The sequence below is a fragment of the Cochleicola gelatinilyticus genome (genome assembly GCF_001637325.1).
Taxonomy (GTDB): Bacteria; Bacteroidota; Bacteroidia; order Flavobacteriales; family Flavobacteriaceae; genus Cochleicola; species Cochleicola gelatinilyticus.
This window is the reverse complement of sequence record NZ_LRXL01000053.1, coordinates 137,347-159,888: the sequence shown is the minus strand read 5'-3', so window position 1 is coordinate 159,888 and position 22,542 is coordinate 137,347. Positions and strand designations below refer to the sequence as shown.

Annotated in this window: 22 protein-coding genes; 17 read left to right on the top strand and 5 right to left on the bottom strand. The window is 36.5% G+C overall.

Annotated elements, in window-relative coordinates; translation table 11 throughout:
• Nucleotides 1–84: 84 nt before the first annotated feature.
• Together ULVI_RS15065 and ULVI_RS15055 are read left to right on the top strand one after the other, a co-directional pair.
• On the top strand, nt 85–2,133 hold the full coding sequence (locus ULVI_RS15065) for a dipeptidyl-peptidase 3 family protein (protein ID WP_068593633.1): 2,049 nt from the start codon (nt 85–87) through the stop codon (nt 2,131–2,133).
• A 347-nt stretch (nt 2,134–2,480) separates the two neighbouring features.
• On the top strand, nt 2,481–2,867 hold the full coding sequence (locus tag ULVI_RS15055) for a pyrophosphohydrolase domain-containing protein (RefSeq protein ID WP_068593631.1): 387 nt from the start codon (nt 2,481–2,483) through the stop codon (nt 2,865–2,867).
• Between the two features lie 60 nt (nt 2,868–2,927).
• Here ULVI_RS15055 and ULVI_RS15050 read toward each other — a convergent pair whose 3' ends face one another.
• A complete protein-coding gene (locus ULVI_RS15050; protein WP_068593630.1) occupies nt 2,928–3,998 on the bottom strand; it encodes a branched-chain amino acid aminotransferase in 1,071 nt (356 codons plus the stop codon).
• Nucleotides 3,999–4,123: 125 nt separating this feature from the next.
• Here ULVI_RS15050 and ULVI_RS15045 point away from each other — a divergent pair, with 125 nt between their 5' ends.
• From ULVI_RS15045 to ULVI_RS15035, 3 genes are all read left to right on the top strand, one after another.
• Nucleotides 4,124–4,654, top strand: coding sequence for a DUF4920 domain-containing protein (locus ULVI_RS15045; protein WP_068593629.1), 531 nt, complete (start codon nt 4,124–4,126; stop codon nt 4,652–4,654).
• Between the two features lie 7 nt (nt 4,655–4,661).
• Nucleotides 4,662–5,330 carry a tRNA (5-methylaminomethyl-2-thiouridine)(34)-methyltransferase MnmD gene (gene mnmD / locus ULVI_RS15040; RefSeq protein WP_068593628.1) on the top strand — a complete coding sequence of 223 codons (669 nt, stop codon included), beginning with the start codon at nt 4,662–4,664 and terminating at the stop codon, nt 5,328–5,330.
• A 181-nt stretch (nt 5,331–5,511) separates the two neighbouring features.
• Nucleotides 5,512–6,414, top strand: a complete 903-nt coding sequence (locus ULVI_RS15035; protein ID WP_068593627.1) for a TIGR01777 family oxidoreductase — start codon at nt 5,512–5,514, stop codon at nt 6,412–6,414.
• A gap of 55 nt (nt 6,415–6,469) precedes the next feature.
• On the opposite strand, the gene ULVI_RS15030 is transcribed toward ULVI_RS15035, so the two are convergent.
• Entirely contained in the window at nt 6,470–7,135 is a 666-nt protein-coding gene (locus ULVI_RS15030) for a YceI family protein (protein ID WP_068593626.1), read from the bottom strand.
• A 156-nt stretch (nt 7,136–7,291) separates the two neighbouring features.
• Between ULVI_RS15030 and ULVI_RS15025 the strand changes: the two genes are divergently transcribed.
• From ULVI_RS15025 to ULVI_RS14985, 9 genes are all read left to right on the top strand, one after another.
• Nucleotides 7,292–7,837 (top strand): nucleotide exchange factor GrpE, encoded by a 546-nt coding sequence (locus ULVI_RS15025; protein ID WP_068593625.1) that lies wholly within the window; start codon nt 7,292–7,294, stop codon nt 7,835–7,837.
• 59 nt (nt 7,838–7,896) lie between these two features.
• On the top strand, nt 7,897–9,000 hold the full coding sequence (gene dnaJ / locus ULVI_RS15020; protein ID WP_068593624.1) for a molecular chaperone DnaJ: 1,104 nt from the start codon (nt 7,897–7,899) through the stop codon (nt 8,998–9,000).
• Nucleotides 9,001–9,377: 377 nt separating this feature from the next.
• On the top strand, nt 9,378–10,304 hold the full coding sequence (locus ULVI_RS15015) for an ABC transporter ATP-binding protein (protein ID WP_068593623.1): 927 nt from the start codon (nt 9,378–9,380) through the stop codon (nt 10,302–10,304).
• Nucleotides 10,305–10,309: 5 nt separating this feature from the next.
• Nucleotides 10,310–11,620 (top strand): ABC transporter permease, encoded by a 1,311-nt coding sequence (locus ULVI_RS15010; RefSeq protein ID WP_068593622.1) that lies wholly within the window; start codon nt 10,310–10,312, stop codon nt 11,618–11,620.
• 3 nt (nt 11,621–11,623) lie between these two features.
• Nucleotides 11,624–12,547: a mechanosensitive ion channel family protein gene (locus ULVI_RS15005; protein WP_068593621.1), complete on the top strand. Its 924-nt coding sequence runs from the start codon at nt 11,624–11,626 to the stop codon at nt 12,545–12,547.
• A 12-nt stretch (nt 12,548–12,559) separates the two neighbouring features.
• Complete coding sequence (locus tag ULVI_RS15000) at nt 12,560–13,444, top strand: DUF6268 family outer membrane beta-barrel protein (RefSeq protein ID WP_068593620.1); 885 nt, start codon at nt 12,560–12,562, stop codon at nt 13,442–13,444.
• Between the two features lies 1 nt (nt 13,445).
• Nucleotides 13,446–14,609: a sigma-54-dependent transcriptional regulator gene (locus tag ULVI_RS14995; protein WP_068593619.1), complete on the top strand. Its 1,164-nt coding sequence runs from the start codon at nt 13,446–13,448 to the stop codon at nt 14,607–14,609.
• Between the two features lie 6 nt (nt 14,610–14,615).
• The gene (locus ULVI_RS14990; protein ID WP_068593618.1) at nt 14,616–15,497 is read left to right on the top strand and encodes a PPK2 family polyphosphate kinase; all 882 of its coding nucleotides are present in this window, start codon (nt 14,616–14,618) and stop codon (nt 15,495–15,497) included.
• Entirely contained in the window at nt 15,487–16,914 is a 1,428-nt protein-coding gene (locus ULVI_RS14985; protein WP_068593617.1) for a M28 family peptidase, read from the top strand. Before ULVI_RS14990 ends, ULVI_RS14985 begins: the two co-directional genes overlap by 11 nt.
• Before the next feature lie 6 nt (nt 16,915–16,920).
• On the opposite strand, the gene ULVI_RS14980 is transcribed toward ULVI_RS14985, so the two are convergent.
• The 3 genes from ULVI_RS14980 to ULVI_RS14970 all read right to left on the bottom strand — a co-directional run bounded on the left by ULVI_RS14980 (nt 16,921) and on the right by ULVI_RS14970 (nt 20,180).
• A complete protein-coding gene (locus tag ULVI_RS14980) occupies nt 16,921–17,736 on the bottom strand; it encodes a DUF1853 family protein (protein ID WP_068593616.1) in 816 nt (271 codons plus the stop codon).
• Between the two features lie 50 nt (nt 17,737–17,786).
• Nucleotides 17,787–18,242, bottom strand: coding sequence for a DUF1801 domain-containing protein (locus tag ULVI_RS14975; RefSeq protein ID WP_068593615.1), 456 nt, complete (start codon nt 18,240–18,242; stop codon nt 17,787–17,789).
• A gap of 102 nt (nt 18,243–18,344) precedes the next feature.
• Nucleotides 18,345–20,180 (bottom strand): ABC transporter ATP-binding protein, encoded by a 1,836-nt coding sequence (locus ULVI_RS14970; protein ID WP_068593614.1) that lies wholly within the window; start codon nt 20,178–20,180, stop codon nt 18,345–18,347.
• Between the two features lie 67 nt (nt 20,181–20,247).
• Between ULVI_RS14970 and ULVI_RS14965 the strand changes: the two genes are divergently transcribed.
• Genes ULVI_RS14965 through ULVI_RS14955 form a run of 3 tightly spaced genes read left to right on the top strand, consistent with a single transcriptional unit; the run spans nt 20,248 to nt 22,482 of the window.
• A complete protein-coding gene (locus ULVI_RS14965) occupies nt 20,248–21,627 on the top strand; it encodes an MATE family efflux transporter (RefSeq protein ID WP_068593613.1) in 1,380 nt (459 codons plus the stop codon).
• Between the two features lie 47 nt (nt 21,628–21,674).
• Nucleotides 21,675–21,905: a hypothetical protein gene (locus ULVI_RS14960; RefSeq protein WP_068593612.1), complete on the top strand. Its 231-nt coding sequence runs from the start codon at nt 21,675–21,677 to the stop codon at nt 21,903–21,905.
• Nucleotides 21,898–22,482: a phosphatase PAP2 family protein gene (locus tag ULVI_RS14955; RefSeq protein WP_068593611.1), complete on the top strand. Its 585-nt coding sequence runs from the start codon at nt 21,898–21,900 to the stop codon at nt 22,480–22,482. The genes ULVI_RS14960 and ULVI_RS14955 overlap by 8 nt, the downstream gene beginning before the upstream one ends.
• Nucleotides 22,483–22,542: the final 60 nt, after the last annotated feature.

Here is a 22,542-nt window from a genome sequence, read left to right as displayed (position 1 = left end):
TTTTCTACGGTATTCCTTTCCAATGGTAGTGGCTTTGGCATTCAATATTTTATTACATTTGCTGGAAACAAAACAATCAATAAAATGAAGCATCTATTTTACGTAGCATTGGCTATGAGTTCTGTAGTTTTCTTTTCTTGCAATGAAGATAAAAAGAAACCTGCTAATGAAGACGTTGCAAAAACGGAGAAAGTTGAAAGCGATTCCTTCGATTACAATTTAACGCAATTTGAAGACATTAAAATTTTAAGATATCAAATTCCGAGTTGGGAGGATCTTACTTTAAAAGAAAAAAAACTAGTCTATTATCTTACACAAGCTGGTTTAGAAGGACGGGATATAATTTGGGACCAGAATTACCGTCATAACCTAACAATTCGTGCCGCTTTAGAAAATGTGTATACCAATTACGATGGTGATAAAACTTCAGAAGACTGGAAGAACTTTGAAAATTACTTAAGACGAATTTGGTTCGCAAATGGAATACACCATCATTATTCGAACGATAAAATGAAGCCAGCTTTTTCTTCAGAATACTTAAAAGAAGTTCTAGCAGCTACTAACACTCAATTAGAAGGAGAAGCTTTCGAAGTACTTTTTAATGATAAGGATGCTAAGAAAGTGAATCAAGGTAAGGGTGTAGATAATGTTGGTCTTTCCGCAGTGAATTTTTATGGGCCAAATGTTACGAATGCAGATGTAGAAAAGTTCTACGCTGCTAAAAAATCACCGAATGCAGACAAACCTCTTTCTTTTGGGTTAAACTCAAAATTGGTAAAAGAGAATGGAGTTTTAAAAGAGCAGGTTTATAAATCTGGGGGATTATATGGAGCCGCTATCGACAAGATTGTTGAATGGCTTGAAAAAGCACAAGGAGTTGCCGAAAATAAAGCACAAGGAGATGCCTTAGGTTTATTAATCCAATATTATAAAACAGGAGACCTTCAAACTTGGGATGATTATAATGTAGCTTGGACGGCTGCTACGGAAGGAAACATCGATTACATAAATAGTTTTATTGAAGTATATAACGATCCCCTCGGATACAGAGGATCGTACGAAACGATTGTTCAGATTAAAGATTTCGATATGTCTGAAAAAATGGCAGTATTATCTGAAAATGCACAATGGTTTGAAGATAATTCACCTTTAATGGATGAGCATAAAAAGAAAAATGTGGTTGGTGTTACTTATAAAGTAGTGAATGTTGCTGGAGAAGCAGGAGATGCTTCGCCAAGTACACCCATTGGAGTAAATCTACCAAATGCAAACTGGATTCGTGCAGCTGTAGGAAGCAAATCGGTATCTCTTGGAAATATTATTAACGCATATAACAATGCGGGTAGCACAGGAAGACTAAAAGAATTTGTGCATGATGATGAAGAACTAGCATTAGAAGAAGAATACGGACAAGTAGGAGATAAACTTCACACCGCATTACATGAAGTAATTGGTCATGCATCAGGACAATTAAATCCTGGAGTTGGAGAGACCAAAGAAACCTTGAAAAACTATGCGTCAACCCTCGAAGAAGGACGTGCAGATCTTGTTGGTTTGTATTATTTATACAATCCGAAATTACAAGAATTAGGCCTTGTAGACGATTGGAAAAAGGTTGGTATGGCTGCGTACGATGGCTATATTCGTAATGGACTTATGACGCAATTAATTCGCTTAAAGCAAGGAGATGATGTTGAAGAAGCACACATGCGTAACCGCCAATGGGTATCAGCTTGGGCATTCGAGAAAGGAGCTAAAGATAACGTGATTGAAAAAGTAACTCGAGATGGGAAAACGTATTTTAATATTAACGATTATGAAAAATTGCACGATATATTTGGGCAATTATTAAAAGAAACACAGCGTATTAAATCTGAAGGAGATTATGCAGCAGTAGAAGCTCTTGTGGAAGGATACGGTGTTAAAGTAGATCAAGATATTCACCGAGAAGTTCTTGAACGTAATAAGCAATTTACCTCGCCTCCGTACAGTGGTTTTGTAAATCCGATGATCGTTCCATCTATGAATGATGAGGGTGAAATTGAAAGTTTCGAAGTACAACAACCTGAAACGTTCGAAGCACAAATGATGATGTACTCAAAAGAATACAGCAATTTACCTGCGAAGAATTAAAATACGATTTAAATTTTAAATTAGGAAAGTGCTTCTTACATTCTGTGAGAAGCATTTTTTTCTTCTAATGTTTCAGTAAATACTTAGCAAGCAGCAATAGCCCTACAAAAACTAAAAATCCAATTAAGATCCAAAAGCTTCCTTTGTATTGCTTTTTATGTAATTTCTTGTCTTTTCGATAGCTAAAAATCATAATTGCAATAAATGCGATTACAAAAAAAAGAGCGAAATACCATTGGCCCGTAGTGAACATAAATTTGTAGTTTTATATCGCAAAAATAAGAATTAAACTATTCTGAAAATAACCAAAGGAGTGTAAGTTTACTTCTCCATTAATTACATTTATTATGAAAAATAAAATAGCTGCAGTACACGAATTTCACACTGCATTCGGATTAGGCATAAAACAATCACCAACTGCCAATCTAGATATCAAGAAGAACTTGCTGCGATACGAATTAATGCGTGAGGAAAATGAAGAATATTTAGAAGCAGCCAATAATAATGATTTAGTAGAAGTGGCAGATGCTTTAGGCGATATGTTATATATTCTTTGTGGAACCATTATAGAACATGGAATGCAAGATAAAATTGAAGAAGTATTTAATGAGATTCAACGTAGCAATATGAGTAAATTAGGAGCCGACGGAAAACCAATTTATCGGGAAGATGGTAAAGTGCTAAAAGGCCCCACTTACTTTAAGCCTAATATTAAAGAAATACTCGAAAAATAAACTAAAAACCCGGACTTCACATGTTGTAGAAGTCCGGGTTTTTAATAATTAAATCTTAGATTATCCAACAGGATATCTCCAATCGAAAGGATCTTCTCCCTTATTATATTGAATTTCCATCAGAGCTTGCTTAAACCTATCTGAATATCGTGTATTCGATTTTGGAAGTTCATAAACTTCTTCTTGGTAGCCAAAAGCACTTATCGGACTAATAATTGCCGCCGTACCCGAACCAAAAATTTCTTTTAAACTACCATCTTTAACAGCAGCAACAATTTCTTTTACAGAAACAGGGCGCACATCACATGTAATGCCCATATGTTCCGCTATTTTTAAAACACTCTTTCGAGTGATCCCATCCAAAATTCTGTCGCCAGTGGGAGCAGTAATCAGAGTGTCATTAACTCTAAAGAAAATATTCATAGTACCAGCTTCTTCGAGATATTCATGCGTATTAGCATCGGTCCAAATAATTTGCTGAAATCCTTTTTCTCGAGCAAGATTGGTAGGGTAAAATTGCGCACCATAATTACCTGCTGCTTTTGCATATCCTACACCACCATTAGCAGATCGACTAAATTTTTCGGCAAATACAACACGCACATCTCCTGTATAATAAGCTTGAGCAGGAGAGAGTAATATCATAAATTTATATTGGTCTGAAGGTGCGGCAGAAACTCCAGCTTGAGTAGCGATGGCAAATGGTCGAATGTATAAAGAATTTCCAAATCCAGGTCTAATCCAAGCCTTGTCTAATTCCATTAAACGATGCATGGCTTCAAAAAATATCTCTTCTGGAAATTCAGGAATTGCCATTCTCTTTGCAGAAATATTAATCCGCTTAAAATTATCTTTTGGGCGGAATAAAAATGCATTTCCGTTATCATCTTTAAATGCTTTCATTCCTTCAAACACCGCTTGTCCGTAATGAAATACTTTTGCGGCAGGAGATATCGTTAACGGGCCGTAAGGTCGAATTGTAGGATTTTGCCAGCTTCCGTCCTTATAATCACATTCAAACATGTGATCAGAGAAAGTGGTTCCGAAAACCAAATTATCGAAATCGATTTCGTCAATCCTCGATTTTGAAACTTTTTCAACTGTTACGTTGTGTTTTGTAGATATACTCATGAAAATTTATATATTCTGAAAGTTAGTTGAACTGTAAAAATACTTAAAAATAAGTCCTTAAAAAATCTAAAAAAATCATAAAATTGCAGTATATTATTAGCTAAAAATTTTCAGAAACCCTTATTATGAGAAGATTACTTTATCTGCTTGCTATCACAGTATTAATGGCAAGTTGTAACAATCAAGAAAAGAAGAATAATTCGGAAGTCGAAACTACCGAAACAGAGATGGCGTATACGTCGATCGGAGAAAAAATTAATAAAAATAATGTGCTTACCGAAGCACAGTTATTAGAGAAGTACAAAACTCTTAAAGCGGGCGATACCATCGATGTAAAGTTTACTTCGGAAGTGAAAGAAGTTTGCCAGAACAAAGGCTGCTGGATGACGATGGATCTTGGTGAAGAAGAAGCTAGCGTAAAGTTTAAAGACTATGGTTTTTTCATGCCAAAAGATCTTGCTGGAGAAGAAGTTATTGTTTCGGGAAAAGCGTTTGTTGCTGAAGTGAGCGTAGATGATCAGCGTCACTATGCAGAAGATGCAGGGAAATCTCAAGAAGAAATTGCTGCGATTACAGAGCCAAAACGCACGTATTCGGTGCTTTCAAATGGAGTACTTATCCCTCTGAAAGAAGAGCAAACACAAGAGAAACAATAGCATTCTTTTGAAACGTGAATTTTTTACTACGGAAGATGGCTCGTTAACAATTCATCTTCCCGATTGGAACGAGCAATACCATTCGAAACATGGTGCCATTGCTGAAGCAAATCACGTTTTTATTGAAACAGGAATCCATCACTTTATTGCCGAAAATAAAGTGATGGATTTTTCAATTTTAGAGATTGGATTTGGTACAGGTCTTAATGCTTTTTTAACTTGCATTGAAGCCGAGAAGAAAAATCTTCAGATTAAGTATACGGGTGTTGAAGCGTTTCCTGTTACACCTTCAGAAGTAACGCAATTAAATTATGCTGAATTACTACACGCTTCCGAAGAAACCTTTTTAAAACTTCATGAATGTTCTTGGGAAACACCTTCAGAAATAACATCCCTTTTTACACTAATCAAACAACAGAAATTCTTTTCAGAAATTACAGAAATTGAAGCCTACCATCTTATTTATTTTGATGCATTTGGAGCACGGGTTCAACCTGAATTATGGACCGAAGAGATTTTTTCTTTAATGTTTGCTGCCTTAAAATCTAGTGGAGTGTTAGTCACGTATGCCGCAAAAGGAAGTGTACGTCGTGCCATGCAAGCCGTTGGATTTGTTGTAGAGCGACTGCCCGGTCCTTCAGGCAAAAGGGAAATGTTGAGAGCGACAAAATATTGATCTTCAATTAGAAGCATTCATTTCGCAAACTTATTTTTACTTTCATTTTTCTTCATGGCTCATTTTGAACGTCACTTTTAACGCTTTTATTAACGTATGCTTCTACTTTATTTAACTACTAATGTTGCGTTAAAGGGGTTGTGGGATTACCTCATATGGGGTATCTTAAATAAAAAAAAGAATGAAGGTATTAATAACGGGAGCGACTGGTTTAATTGGTAAAACACTGGTAGGATTATGTCATGAGGAGAAGATAGATGTTCATTATTTAACCACTTCAAAGGATAAAATAAAAAACGATTCTAATTATAAAGGTTTTTATTGGAATCCGACGAATGGAGAAATTGATGAAAAAGCTTTCGATGGTGTAGAGGCAATTATTAATCTAGTAGGAGCAAGTATTTCGAAACGTTGGACCAAGGCATATAAAAAGGTAATTTTAGAGAGTAGAACCCAAACTGCTAACTTGATTTTTAACACTTTAAAGAATAGAGACCATACCGTTAAGCAGTTTATTTCGGCAAGCGGAATTAGCATCTATCCCAATTCAAAAACAAGATTATATTCTGAAGAGGATACAGATGTTGATAACACTTTTCTTGCTGAAGTGGTAATAGCATGGGAAGCAGCAGCCGATCAATTTAAGAATTTGGGAATTGATGTTTCTAAAGTGCGAACAGGGGTTGTTCTTTCAAAAAATGAAGGTGCATTACCCAAACTAAAACAGCCAGTTGAGGCTGGTTTTGGAGCTCCGCTAGGTAGTGGTAAGCAATGGTTGTCATGGATTCATCTTCAAGATATCGCCTGTATTTATCTACAGATCTTAATGAACGAATGGGAGGGAACCTACAATGCTGTAGCACCCAACCCAGTTACAAATAAAAAAATGACAAAGAAGATTGCGTATTATCTTGATAAAACACTTTGGTTGCCAGATGTGCCTGGCTTTATTTTAAAATTAATTTTGGGAGAAATGGCAGTATTAGTGCTGGAGGGGCAGTTAGTAACTTCAAAGAAATTAGAAAAACAGGGGTATACCTTTCAGTATTATAATATCGAAAATGCTTTAGAAGATTTGCTTTAATAAAAAAAGCGGCTCTGTTAGAGAACCGCTTTGTATATAAAGAATAAAGGTAAGCTTATTTTGTAGCTACCAAACGTACTGTAAGTGTGATGTCGTCACTAATAAATTTATCTTTAAGGTCGTCGAAAACAGACTTAGACATGAAATTCACACCCCATTCTGTTCTGTCTATTACGAAAGGCTCACTAGTAAGTGTCATCGAATCTCCATTCATAGCAACAGTTGCAGGAAAACTAATGTTATTAGTTTTGTCTTTAATAGTAAGATTTCCATCTACCATTGTTTTTCCTTCTTTATTAGATACTCCAGTTAATTCGAATGAAGCTGTTGGATATTGATTAATATTAAAGAAATCTTCTTTCTTTTCATCAACAGTTCCTTTTAAATGTGCTTCTAAACTTTCTTTTCCTTCACCTTCTAAGTCTTCAACAGTAATACTTGACATGTCGATTACAAAATTACCTGCTTCAATAACACCGTCATTTGTTGATACAGTACCTGAACTTACGTTAACCGTTCCGTTATGAGTACCAGCAGGTTTAGATCCTTCCCATTGTACTTTAGATGCAGCAGTATCCACTGTATATTCTACAGACATTTCTGTAGCTTCTGCTACTTCTTGAGCTTCTTTTGTGTCTGTTCCATTTTTAGCATCTTTGCAGGAAACTGCTCCTACTGCTAATACGGCGATTAGGACGCTATTTAATATTGTTTTTTTCATGGTTATTGTTATATAAGATTAATCGGCAAAAGTATTTATATCTTAAATAAGATTATCATAAGAAAATATTAAAAATATGCTGTGACATTTTGACATCTTTAAAGAAATGGCAGTACTTTTGCACCCTTCAGAAAAAATATAAAAATGTACTCATTTATGAGCAAGAAAGATAAAACCAGCAAAGAAGTACACGACGAAGAGGAAGTGCTTACTCCCGAAAACGGATCTACAGAGGATTCGGAAAACGAAAAAGATCCTTTAGAAGTTTTAAAGGAAGAAAATCAGATAGAAAAAGACCGATACCTTCGGCTGTTCGCAGAATTTGAAAATTATAAGAAAAGAACAGGAAGGGAACGTATCGAATTATTTAAAACAGCAGGCCAAGAGGTGATCACTGCCTTATTACCTGTAATGGACGATTTTGATCGTGCCTTAAATGAAATCGATAAATCTGGTGATGACGATCTTTATAAAGGAGTGGAGTTAATAAGTAATAAACTTCGTGAGACACTCCGATCTAAGGGGTTAGTCCCTATTGGAACGCAACAAGGAGATACGTTTAATGCCGATGTACATGAAGCAGTCACTCAGATTCCAGCTCCTTCAGAAGATTTAAAAGGTAAGATTATCGATGTAGTTGAAAAAGGCTATACATTAGGAGATAAAATTATCCGGTTTCCAAAAGTAGTAATAGGACAATAAAAATGCATCCGAATTATCGGATACTAAAAGAACCCGTACCTACGGGATATATATAGTGTATGAAAGAAGATTTTTACGAAATATTAGGCATCTCTAAAGGTGCCTCACCAGCAGAAATAAAAAAAGCCTATCGTAAAAAAGCGATTGAGTATCATCCTGATAAAAATCCGGGCGATACAGGAGCAGAAGAGCGTTTTAAGAAAGCAGCTGAAGCTTACGAAGTATTAAGCGACCCCAACAAAAAAGCACGTTACGACCAATATGGTCATAAAGCATTCGAAAATGGTGGCGGCTTTGGCGGCGGTGGCGGCATGAATATGGATGATATTTTCAGCCAGTTTGGAGACATATTTGGTGGTTTCGGCGGCGGCGGCGGTTTCGGTGGTGGAAGACGCACCGTAAAAGGAAGTAATTTACGTATTCGTGTAAAACTTACTTTAGAAGAGATCGCTAATGGAGTTGAAAAGAAGATTAAAGTAAAACGTAAAAAAGTAGCACAAGGTACCACTTATCAAACTTGTGGAACTTGTAATGGTCAAGGTCAAGTTACCCGTATCCAAAATACAATTTTAGGACGCATGCAAACTTCCGCAACATGTAGTACCTGTGGTGGGAGCGGACAGATTATAGATAAGAAGCCTGCCAATGCAGATGCAAACGGAATGCTTTCTACTGAAGAAACTGTTTCTATAAAGATTCCACCAGGGGTAGTTGATGGAATGCAATTGAAAGTTACAGGTAAAGGAAACGATGCTCCTGGTAATGGAATTGCAGGAGATCTTTTAGTGGCTATTGAAGAAGAACAACACGACACACTTCAAAGAGAAGGAGATAATTTACACTATGATTTGTATGTAAGTTTTTCTGAAGCTGCCTTAGGTACATCAAAAGAAATTGACACGGTTACTGGAAAAGTTCGAATTAAAATCGACAATGGTACCCAGAGTGGAAAAATTTTAAGACTGCGAAAAAAGGGTATTCCAAGTATTAATGGATATGGAACTGGAGACTTACTAGTTCATGTAAACGTATGGACTCCTAAAAACCTATCGAAAGAACAAAAAGAGTTTTTCGAGAAAATGAGCAACGATGATCATTTTAGACCTAATCCTGAAAAAGAAGACAAATCTTTCTTTGAAAAGGTAAAAGATATGTTTTCTTAAATAAGTGTTAATTTTAAAATAAATTTATATATATTTGGATATCGCTAATTTAAAAATGCGATAATTTTTCTTTTTCATAGCAATTTTTTTCCCACCCTCAATTTTTATTTAGGGTGGGTTTTGTTTTTTATATTGATTTGCTTCATATTGCTAATTATAATGTAGTTGCACTTTGTTTCTTTAAAACGATTTTCTATTATTAAAAGCGTTTTAAGAATTTCGGCTGTATTTTAATTAATTAGGGGAACTAAAATAGCTTCTTTAAGAAACCCCTTTGTAACAAACAATTTTCTTTTACTACTAATCCTATAAATTACCTAGTATATCGCTGTAGCTTCACTGTCAAATCGATATATTTGCACACTTAAATTTTGTCTATGGAAAATCTCTTAGTAGCTAATAATGTTTCAAAATCGTATGGTGAATTTAAAGCACTTAACGATGTATCTATAGAAGTTCCTAAAGGAAGTGTTTTTGGTCTCTTAGGTCCTAATGGCGCTGGTAAGACAACCTTTATTAGAATCATTAATCAGATCACAATGCCCGATTCGGGAACAGTTATTTTAGATGGAGAGCCCTTGAAGCCAGCTCATATTCGCGATATAGGATATCTTCCAGAAGAGCGTGGTTTGTACAAATCTATGAAAGTAGGAGAACAGGCTTTGTATTTGGCACAACTAAAAGGGTTGTCTAAACAGGAGGCTAAATCACGATTAAAATACTGGTTTGACCGTTTAGAAATTGGTGATTGGTGGGATAAAAAAATTCAAGAGCTTTCTAAAGGGATGGCTCAGAAAATCCAATTTGTAGTTACTGTTTTGCACGAACCTAAGCTTTTAATTTTCGATGAGCCTTTTAGTGGTTTCGACCCTATTAATGCAAATTTAATAAAAGATGAAATTCTTAAACTTCGAGATGATGGTGCGACGATAATATTTTCAACCCATCGCATGGAGTCTGTAGAGGAAATGTGCGACCATATAGCATTAATACACAAATCGAATAAGGTATTGGATGGAAAATTGATCGACATTAAAAGAGCATACCAATCGAATACTTTTGAAGTAGGCTTAATTACCCCTAATAAAGAAGCGGTAACTGCCGAATTAAAAGAACGGTTCGAACTTACCCCTGCCACTTTTAAAAGTATTAACGATGAGTTACAGTATAAGATAAAAATTTCTGAAGGTGCCTCAGCAAACGATCTGGTTAGTTACTTAACTTCTAGAGGGCAACTTAATCGTTTCGTAGAGGTTATTCCTTCTGCAAACGATATTTTTATTGAAACGGTAAATAAAAACTAAGCGACATGAATCATCTTTCTCTCATCACAAAACGTGAGTATTTAAATAAAGTTAGAAATAAGTCTTTTATAATTATGACCTTTCTAACACCCATAATTTTTGTGGGAATTTTTACATTAGTAGCATACCTGTCTAGTTTAAATAATGAAGATATAAAAGTAATTTCAGTTCTTGATGAAAGTGGACTTTTCGCTAATCAGTTTCAAGATACCGATAATTTAACCTACAAATATGTTTCTGGGATTCCAGTTTCCGAAGCAAAAACAGCTTCAGAAAAAGCTTCAGATTACGGGTTGTTGTATATTCCGAAGACACAAAACATTGAAGACCTGTCGAATTCAATTTCCTTTTTTTCCGAAGATTCCCCTTCTTTAAATACAATGGATGATATTGAAGATACTATCGAAGAAAAGGTAAACAGCTTAAAATTAAAAGAGTTTGGGATTAATGCAGAACAAATTAAAGAATTACGAATTCGTGTGACTACAAATTTGGAAACCTATCAAGGGCAGGAAACTTCGAAACTCGGTTCGGGATTAAAGTTGATTTTTGGTGGAATGGCTGGGTACCTATTATTTATGTTTATAATTATCTATGGTAATATGATCATGCGTAGTGTTATAGAAGAAAAAACGAGCCGCATTGTCGAGGTAATTATTTCTTCGGTAAAACCTATTAAACTATTACTCGGAAAAATATTTGGTACTACCTTAGCAGGAATCACTCAGTTTTTAATGTGGACGGTTTTAATAGGAGTTTTAATGACCGTGGTACCTGCAATTTTAGGAATTGATGTTTCTGCAACACAAACTCCGCAAGAAGAAATGATACAACAAACCACGGGTGCTGGAGTAGATTCTATGGTGCAAGAGGTTTTTATGGAAATTAATAATTTACCTATAGGTAATTTAATTATTATGTTTATTCTATTCTTTATAGGAGGGTATTTATTATACGCCTCTTTGTACGCTGCCATTGGAGCTGCTGTAGATAGCGAAACCGATACACAACAGTTTATGATGCCAATATTATTGCCTCTTATTTTGGCAGTGTATGTGGGGTTCTTTACGGTGATCGATAATCCGCACGGAACTGTTTCGCAAGTATTTTCGTATATTCCATTTACCTCGCCTGTAGTTATGTTGATGCGTATTCCTTTTGGGGTTCCTATGTGGCAACAAATTCTGTCAGTAGTTATTTTATTTGCTACATTTATAGGAACAGTTTGGTTCGCTTCAAAAATTTATCGAGTAGGGATTTTAATGTATGGGAAAAAGGCGAGCTATAAAGAAATTGCTAAGTGGCTTAAATATTAATACGTGCAAGAAAAGGGAATAGATAAAATTGAAGAGGTCGTAAAAGATGATATTTGGGGAGCTATAAAAGACTTTCTCGACCTTGGATTTACTTTTGGTAACGGTGAGAATGAAATTCAAATAACTATCGGATTATTACTGCTTGTAGTTATTTCATTTTTAATTGCGAGCTTTATTCTAAAATGGATTCGGGTGCTGTTTACTCGAAAAATGGACACGAGTGATAAATCTAAATTTATCAGTGTCTTTAAGTTCATAAAGTATATTACCTATATTGTAGTGGTCTTTGCTGTTTTAAGTACGGTAGGGATTGATGTAACCCCATTTTTAGCCGCATCCGCGGCACTTTTAGTAGGACTTGGATTAGCACTTCAAGAATTATTTCAAGACGTAATTGCTGGGATATTTATTATATTAGACAAGTCGCTTTTAGTTGGTGATATTATCGAAGTGGACAATAAAGTAGGGCGTATCATCGATATTAAGTTGCGTACTACGCGAGCCATTACACGAGATGATAAGATAATTATTATTCCGAATCATAAGTTCATTACAGAATCGATTTATAATTATACCCAAAACCACCGAACTACGCGAGAATATGTGAGAGTTGGTGTAGCTTACGGAAGCGATACTCGAAAAGTGGAACGATTACTGTTACAAAGTATTGAAGAACAAAAGGGAATTTTAAAAAGCCCGAAACCCTTTGTGTTATTTGAAGATTTTGGTGACTCAGCTTTGGTGTTCAGTGTATTGTTTTTTATAAGCGACAGTTTTTCTGAACCTCGAATAAAGAGTGCGGTACGATTTAGAATCGACGAGTTGTTTCGTGAAAATGGAATTAGTATTCCATTTCCACAGCGGGATGTTCATTTATTTACTAACAAATTGCCTAAAGAAGAATCTCCTTCAATGGGAGAGGATTAATAAAAATTATATATGAAAAAATACATAGTAGTACTTAGTGTACTTCTTACCATGTCTGGTGTTGTTTGCGCACAAACTACCGATTTAGCACGAATTGAATACACCTATTTTCCACAGGATCAATCTGAAAATTCGTTCGCTCGATTTAGAACGTTTGTTAATGTGCCAATTAAGCTGTCTGAAGACGGTTACCTTATTCCTGGTTTTGAATACAGAAATATCAACCTTAAGTTAAGAGATGAACTTCCTTTTCCAACCGATAACGAACGTTTTCAATCTTTTACTCCTTCCTTAGGATATACCAATAAAATGAAAAATGATTGGCGCTATGCGGCAAAAGTAGGGCTGAAAATTGCGTCCGATTTTGAAGGAGATGCCTCCAGCGATGATTATATTTATGAAGGTGCAGTTTATTTCATAAAAGATAAAACAGGGCCTGATGAGAAAAATCCGAGTATGAAACCTTGGCGTCTTATTTTAGGTCTTGCCTATTCAACTACAGCAGGACGTCCTTTTCCATTACCAATTATAAATTATTACCGGGAATTTCATCCAGACTGGTCGTTTTCTGCAGGAATCCCTAAATCGAATATTAAATACAAGCTCAATGAAAAAAGTGCGTTGCAGGCTTTTGTTACTCTCGACGGATTTTTCGCAAATATTCGAAATAACGTAAATGTTGCTCCCCAGGGTATAGGAGAGAATATCTCCATGACTACGGTACTTTCAGGACTTGGATATGAATATGAATTTGTAGACCACCTCTTATTTTATGTGTATTTTGGACACACCATCGTCAACGACATTCGACTTCGTGACGGGAACGGAGATGATGTATATACCATAAACGATCAAAATAATTTCTACGGAAGAACTGGAATAAAAGTTAAAATATAACATGGCGAAAATATTAATAATCGAAGATGAAGCAGCAATACGTCGTGTATTGGTAAAGATTCTTTCGGAAGAAAATAAAGCATACGAAGTATTTGAAGCAGAAGACGGACTCGCGGGAATTGAACGCATTAAGAAAGAAGATTTCGACCTTGTATTATGTGATATTAAAATGCCCAAAATGGACGGGGTTGAGGTTTTAGAAGCCGTAAAGAAAATAAAACCAGAAACGCCAATGGTAATGATCTCTGGACACGGAGATCTAGATACCGCTGTAAATACCATGCGCTTAGGAGCGTTCGACTATATTTCGAAACCACCCGACCTTAATCGTTTATTAAATACGGTAAGAATTGCACTAGATCGCAAGGAGTTAGTAGTTGAAAATAATCGTCTTAAGAAAAAAGTTAGTAAGAATTACGAAATGATCGGTGAATCTCCCGAGATCATTCAGATCAAAGAGATGATCGAGAAAGTAGCCGCCACCGAAGCTCGTGTGTTTATTACTGGACCCAACGGAACAGGAAAAGAACTAGTAGCACATTGGATTCACCAGAAAAGTGATCGTTCTAAAGGACCTATGATCGAGGTGAATTGTGCAGCCATTCCTAGTGAATTAATCGAGAGTGAGCTATTCGGACACGTAAAAGGTGCCTTTACTTCTGCTAATAAAGACCGTGCTGGGAAATTTGAAGCAGCAAATGGAGGTACTATATTTCTTGATGAAGTAGGGGACATGAGTCTTTCAGCGCAAGCAAAAGTATTACGTGCTTTACAGGAAAATAAAGTTCAGCGAGTAGGAAGTGACAAAGACATTAAAGTAGATGTACGTATTGTTGCAGCCACAAATAAAGATCTTCGAAAAGAGATTTCCGAAGGAAATTTTAGAGAAGATTTATACCATCGTTTGGCAGTGATTTTAATAAAAGTTCCACCATTAAACGATCGCCGCGATGACATTCCTTTGCTTATAGAGTATTTTACCAAGAAAATTGCTTCAGAGCACGGTACGGCGCAAAAGAAATTTTCAGATAAAGCAGTAAAATTACTTCAAGAATACGATTGGACAGGAAACATACGTGAATTAAGAAATGTCGTGGAACGTCTCATCATTCTTGGAGCCGCAGAAGTAAACGAAGAAGATGTAAAATTATTCGCAAGTAAATAAGCAATTATGAAAGAGATCAAGATCGAAGATTATAAAGTTTCCGAAGCAATAAAGATCGAAGACAGAAAAACCTTTGTGGATCTTGATGCTTCAAAAAAGAAAATTGAAAAGACGTTAGAGGACACCCGCGAAGCGTTGGGAGAATTACAGGATACGCTGTATGCACATGGTAAATATGCAGTGCTGGTTTGCTTTCAAGGGATGGATGCTGCTGGAAAAGACAGCTTGATTCGAGAGGTTTTTAAAGATTTTAATGCACGTGGTGTAGTGGTTCATAGTTTTAAAGTCCCGACCGAAAACGAAAAAAAACACGATTACCTGTGGCGTCACTACGTTGCGCTTCCTGCTCGTGGAAAATTTGGTGTTTTTAACCGAACTCATTATGAAAATGTTTTGGTCACACGAGTTCACCCCGAATATATTTTAGGAGAGAATTTACCCAATGTGAATACTGTTGCAGATGTAGACGATTCTTTTTGGGACAAACGTTTTGAGCAGATCAATAATTTCGAAAAAACCTTAGCAGAGAATGGAACAATTATTTTTAAATTTTTTCTAAATCTTTCTAAAGAATCACAAAAGCATAGGCAGTTACGCCGTTTAAATAAACGATCTAAAAATTGGAAGTTTTCACCAGGCGATCTCGATGAACGTGAATTATGGTCCGATTACATGCGTTGTTACGAAGAAGCAATTAACCGAACTTCAAAACCCCATGCGCCTTGGTATACAATTCCTGCAGATGATAAACCTACTGCACGACTTTTAGTTGCAACCATTCTTCTAAAAGAAATGCAACAATACAAAGACATTAAAGAACCCGAATTAGATGCAAAAATACGGGCTAGAATTGAAGAATTTAAAGAACGACTTAACAATGAAGATTAATTTTAAAAAGGCATGCTTCGGAATTCTATTTATTAGTATTTGTAACCTTTCCATAGCTCAAAAAGTAAATACCGAAGACTCCTTAATGCTTCGTAATTTATACGATATGGCGTTGCTCAATGGTAATAGTTACGACTGGTTAGATACGCTTTCTAATAAAATTGGAGGAAGATTGTCGGGCTCGGTTGAAGCAGAACAAGCAGTTCGATTTACGAAAGAAGAATTAGAAAAATTAGGATTCGACAAAGTGTGGCTACAACCTGTCATGGTGCCAAAGTGGACACGGGGTTTTAAAGAATATGCATTTATAGAATCTGGAGAAGGAGAAGAAACCGTTACTACCGATATTTGTGCATTGGGAGGTTCGGTAGCGACAAGTGAGATCGGATTAAAAGCCGAAGTGATCGAAGTACAAGGTATCGAAGATTTAGAACGATATGGACGCGATCAGATCGAAGGTAAAATAGTATTTTATAACCGCCCCATGAAAGCGAATCTAATACACACCTTCGAAGCGTATGGTGGCTGTGTAGACCAACGATATGCTGGTGCCATGGAAGCTGCAAAATTTGGTGCAGTTGGGGTTATTGTTCGTTCCATGAATTTAAAAAATGATGATTTTCCGCACACCGGTTCGATGACCTATGGAGACACGCCAATAAAAGACCGTATTCCGGCTTGTGCTATAAGCACCAATGGTGCCGATTATTTAAGTAGCACCTTAAAAATTCAACCCGATCTACAGTTTTATTTTAAGCAAAGTTGTAAAGTGTATCCCGATGTACAATCGCACAATGTTATAGCAGAAATCACTGGTTCACAATATCCCAATAAATATATGGTGGTTGGTGGACATCTGGATTCGTGGGACTTAGGTGACGGTTCTCACGATGATGGTGCAGGTTGCGTTCAATCCATGGAAGTTTTGCGCTTACTTAAATTAACTAATTACAAACCCAAACACAGCATCCGTGTAGTACTTTTTATGAATGAAGAGAACGGATTACGTGGCGGAACCGAATACGCAGAACAAGCCAAACTAAAAAACGAACAACATGTTTTTGCACTCGAAAGCGATAGCGGCGGATTTACACCACGTGGTTTTTCTTTCGATACCAACGAAGCAAATTTTAAACAAGTACTAAGCTGGAAAGCTCTTTTTAAACCATACCTCATACATTATTTTGAAATGGGAGGAAGTGGTGCAGATATTGGACCCTTAAAAGATGATAATATCGTTCTCGCAGGGCTTCGTCCCGACTCGCAACGCTATTTCGATTATCATCATGCGGCAAGCGATACCTTCGATGCAGTAAACAAACGTGAATTGGAACTAGGGGCAGCCACTATGGCAAGTCTCGTATATCTTTTCGATAAATACGGTACTAAAACATCGTTAGATCCTGTAAAAAACTAACGTTACCTACCACCAAACCACAAAGAATTTCTCAATATGTTCACCGCTTTTTTTATAAAGAAGCGGTGATTTTTTTTTGTTGAGTTGCACCTCGACCCACGTACTTATTTCTGAAAAGAAATGCCATTTTTCTAATTCTTCAACAGGTAGAAGCCACTCTTTTTTATCGGGAATGGCATAGGTTGCTTCATTATTAATTTCCTTTAAAAATTCAGTAAAAGAAATATAATACCCTTCAATATTTTGTTGGTATTCCTTTAGAAGGTCTTGTGCATTAAATTGCTTCGGAAAAAATAACATTGCCTTTAAACAAACTTGTTGATCCATACTTTGAGTGGAAACCCCCATTTTTTCTAAAACAGAAAGTGTTTCGGCTTTATAAAGAAGCGGAAATTGTTTTTCTGAAAGTTTGCTAAGCTTTTCTGAAAGTGTGTCTTTTCTATTGGGACCAATCCAAGAAGCTGTTTTTCCCACTTCTGAAGCTGTATTAGCGGTATTTAAATTAGGGTCGAACAAATAAAATTTGCAAGCAAGTTCTATGTGTATGAGCTTATCTGAAATTCGATTTTTAATAATATAATCTAGTTCGCCAATGGTTTCAGTAGCCCCTTGAATTTGAATATTGGCAGCCAACAATTCATAGCTAGGATGATGTTTCAGATAGTGCTCGAAACAATATTCGGCTTGTTTACCTACCATTCGCTTCCGTGGGAATTCAAAACCTTCCGAAGCAATAGTTTTTTCAGAAGTGTAAAATGTAGCATACCGAAATCCTTCCGAAGTAAGATCTAATTCGGGAATAGCTAAAAAATGTGTAAGCACATTAGGAGTAGTGATAGGACTTTATTTAAGCGTGAAAATTAAGAAATATCTTATCTTTTTACTACCGCCTCGTAGCGATCAATCCATTCTTTTGGAGTCATTTTAGCGGCTAATTCACCAATGAGTTCAAAAGGAATATTTTTCATGTTTTTAAAACGAATACAGCTTTTTCCCATATCGAGTTTGGTCTTTACATATTTTGGGTATTCATTCACAAACCATTGCATTAAATCGGGGTCACTATATATACCGGAATGGTACACGGCAACATGATTTTTCTGTGAAGCCAAGTTTATAAACGGGAGTGCTTGCTCTGGATCACAATGATATCCATCGGGATATAAAGAATGAGGAACCACATATCCAAGCATGCCATAACACATTTGTTCTTCGAAGCCTTTCGGTAAATTATCAAGCAGTTGTTTTCGGAGTTTGGTAATTACTTCTTTTCGGTCTTCCGGAAGTTCTTTAATATACTGTTCTGGAGTGGTCGCTTTCGATTGCATACGGTATGTTTAATAGTTAAAAATAATTTGTGTTGAAAGCATCTGTGTTCTATGTTAACAATAATTAAATACAGGCAGCGTATTTTATAAAATTAAATAAATCTATTGATATCCGGCGGCTTGCAATTCAAATAATTTTGCATAGAGCTTAGGGGTTTCCATTAGTTGTTCGTGTGTTCCAAGTTCGAGTACTTTACCATGCTCTAAGACGAGAATTCGGTCTGCCATACGTACGGTACTAAAGCGGTGTGAAATTATAATGCTGGTCTTTTGATCGGTTAAGCCTATAAAACGTTCAAAAACATCGTATTCTGCTTGAGCATCTAATGCTGAGGTAGGTTCGTCGAGTATCATAATGTCAGCATCTTTCATATAGGCCCTAGCAAGAGCTACCTTCTGCCATTGTCCACCACTTAACTCTTGTCCTTTTGCAAAACGTCTTCCCAATTGTTGTTCAATTCCGTCCTGCATGATATTAATTACTTCGTCGGCAAGACTTTTAGATGCGGCATACGTAATCATTTCGTCGTTTTGTACTTCAGCGATATTCCCTACTGCAATATTCTCGCGAAGGCTGAATTCGTATTTAAAAAAGTCTTGAAAGATCACGCCAAATCGTTGTCGATAAGCTTCTACGTCGAAATCGGTAATGTTAATTCCATCGAGCAAGATAGTTCCTTCGGTAGGTTCGTAAAATCTTAGAATAAGTTTTATTAAAGTTGTTTTTCCAGCGCCGTTCTGACCTACAAATGCCATTTTTTCTCCCGCTTTCAGTTTAAAATCGATTCCTTTTAAAACGGTTTCTTCGCTTCCTGGATAGGCGAAATGTACATTTACAAATTCGAAACCTACTTGAATCTTTTCGGGTATGGGTGTGTATTCTGACTTTGCTTCAGAAACAGCGATGTCTATAAAATCGAAATAATCCTGTAGGTATAGGGCACTTTCAGAAATACGGGTAAATCGGGTAAAAAAGCCTTGAAGATTATTCCGAAGACGGTTGAAAGATCCTGATAAGAAGGTAAGTTCCCCTACGCTAATTACACCCGTTAGCACTCTATAAATTATAAATACATAAGCGCCATAATATGAAATTGTCCCTAGAATATTAAACAGGGAACCATAGATGGATTGTCGTACCGAGAGTTTTTTGTTTAGGTGGTAATAGTCTTCCGATAGTTTCCCGAATCGTTTCGCAATAAAATCGGTAAGTCCAAACAACTTGATTTCCTTCGCAGTCTGGTTGTTCGCTCCAATGTAGCGGAGATAGTCCAGTTCCCGTCGTTCGCTCGTCCAGCTTCGTGCCAAAGAATAGCGGTGCGAACTAAATTTAATTTCATTAATAAAGGAGGGAATAATACTAAAGATAAGAATGACGATTAAGATGGGTTCAAAATAGATAAGTCCTACAATTAACGAAACCATCGAAATAATTGTTTCGGCTTGGGTAAGGGCATTACTCATTAAATTTACTCGGCTGCTGGTTTGGGTACGCGCTCGTTCCAGTTTGTCGTAGAATTCGGGATCCTCTAACTGAGACATGGTCAACTCGTTGGTTTTACGAATAATTTTTTCTGAAGATGCATTCGAGTACAGATCCCCAAGCAGGCCATCGGTTAGATTGATGATTCTTCCCAATACATCCGAGAGTACAGCCATGCCAAATTCGATGAGAACATAGGTCCATAATAGTGAAAAATCCTGGTCTTCTAGAGAGATCTGAAGCAATATCTCATCGATAATAAGTTTTCCCACCCAAAGAATAATTACAGGTGTAAAGGCATTTAATAAGCGGCAAAGCGTATTGGCTAAAAATAATTTCGGACTTGCCCTCCAAATTTCTTTAAAAAAACGGGGGATCGAACGAAGTGCTTTAAACGAATCTTTTACACTTGTTTTATCAGATTCGGTAATGGATTTTAATTGTGGACGTGGCAAAATATTTTATTTGAATACGAAGATAAATTAAAAAGGACAGACCTATCTTTGCCCAAAATTAGTTTTTTTGAATTTATCCGCCTACACTAAAGAATTTAAGTACAACCTATCGTTGGCAACTCCTGTAATATTAGGGATGTTAGGTCATACGTTAGTTGCTTTGGTCGATAATATTATGGTGGGGCAATTAGGAACAGCAGAACTTGCTGCGGTATCTCTAGGAAATAGCTTCATGTTTATTGCCATGTCGATCGGGATTGGATTTTCAACCGCGATTACCCCATTAGTAGCAGAGGCAGACGGAGAACAAAATTTTGACTCGGGTAAATCTGCCTTTAAACACGGACTTTTTCTTTGTACTGTTTTAGGAATTTTATTGGTGTTTATTGTATTTGTGGCGAAACCCTTGATGTATCACATGAGCCAGCCGCCCGAGGTGGTCGATCTTGCGATGCCATATCTTAACTTGGTAACAATTTCGTTGCTTCCGCTTATTATTTTTCAAGCGTTTAAGCAATTTAGTGACGGTTTGTCGATGACACGGTATCCCATGTATGCAACAATCGCCGCCAATGTGGTGAATGTGGTGCTTAATTATATGTTTATCTTCGGAAAATTTGGTGCTCCCGAATTAGGACTCGTGGGAGCTGCTATAGGGACATTAGCCTCGCGTGTAATTATGGTAGCTTATTTGTGGTATATGTTATCTCAACATCATAAATCAAGACCCTTTGTGCTTCATATTAAGTTCTTCGATCTTACTAAATCGATGCTTAAAAAGTTAATGAATCTTGGGTTTCCTTCTGCGATGCAAATGTTTTTTGAAGTCGCTATTTTTACTTCGGCTATTTGGTTGTCGGGAATATTGGGTAAGAATCCACAAGCAGCCAATCAAATTGCGTTAAACCTATCTTCAATGACATTCATGGTGGCGATGGGCTTTAGTGTAGCAGCAATGATTCGGGTTGGAAATCAGAAAGGTCTAAAACGATTTATTGAATTACGACGAATTGCATTCTCAATATTTTTACTGTCAACTATACTGGCCGTTGTTTTTGCTATTTTCTTTTTACTTTTTAATCAAATGCTTCCAAAATTATATTTGGATTACGATAATGCCTTAGAGTTTCAAGATAATTTTGAAGTGGTTTCTATCGCGGCAAAATTATTATTAATTGCTGCAGTTTTTCAGATATCAGATACTCTTCAGGTGGTAGTGTTGGGAGCACTTCGAGGCATGCAGGATGTGAAAATTCCAACAATTATAACATTTATCGCATATTGGTTGATCGGATTTCCAATTTCCTATTATTTGAGCATGCACACTAATTATACGAGTGCTGGAATTTGGATCGGACTTCTTGCTGGATTGACCGCTTCGGCAGTACTCCTTTTTATAAGATTTAACTATCTTTCCAAGAAATTGATTGGTCAAACAAATAACTAAATTAAAGTAAGTAACAGCTTTTTAATTTTAAAACTAGATACAACTACATGGATTTTCCAAAATATCTTTTAGGTGATAATAGTGATTTCCCAACGGCGATCTTTATTGTTCATACAGAGTTTCCTCGTTTTATCATCAACCTAGAAAACGATGAGGTGGAATGGCTAGAAGAGTTCGATCAACACGATCAGAAAGAACTTGAGGCTGAAACAGAAAATTATATCAACGAAGCCACAGCCTTTTACGATCGGGAAATAGCACGTTACGAAGATGATTGAAGAACTACTGAAATATGATACAGAGTTATTTCAATTTCTCAACGGATTAGGAACTGCCTCTTGGGACAGTTTCTGGCTTTTTGTGACCGAAAAATGGTCGTCTATTCCGTTGTATGCCATCTTGTTGTATCTTATTTATAGAAACTTTGGTTGGAAAGCCACGCTTATAATTGTAGTAACTGCTGCCCTTATGATCACGGCTACCGATCAATTAGCAAATCTTTTTAAATACGGAATTAAACGGCCGAGACCATGCCAAGTTGCCGCCTTAAAACCTTCGATGCGATTTGTGGCAGATGGATGTGGTAGGTTTGGGTATTTTTCTGCCCATGCAGCTAGTTCAATGGCAGCAGCAGTTTTTCTCGGCTTGTTATTAAAAAAACATTATTATTACCTTCCTTTTTTATTGCTTATTTGGGCAGTCATGACGGCATATAGCCGAATTTATCTGGGAGTACACTATCCGTTGGATATTATTACGGGAATGTTTTTTGGTGCTCTAATTGGGCGGGGTGCTTATCTTTTACAGCGATGGGCTCGATTAAAGTGGCTTGGGGCTTCGACAGAATCAGCCTGACTTCGGATTTTATAGTTGATAATAGAGAGGGTTGTTAGTGTGTTGAAAGATGATTTTACA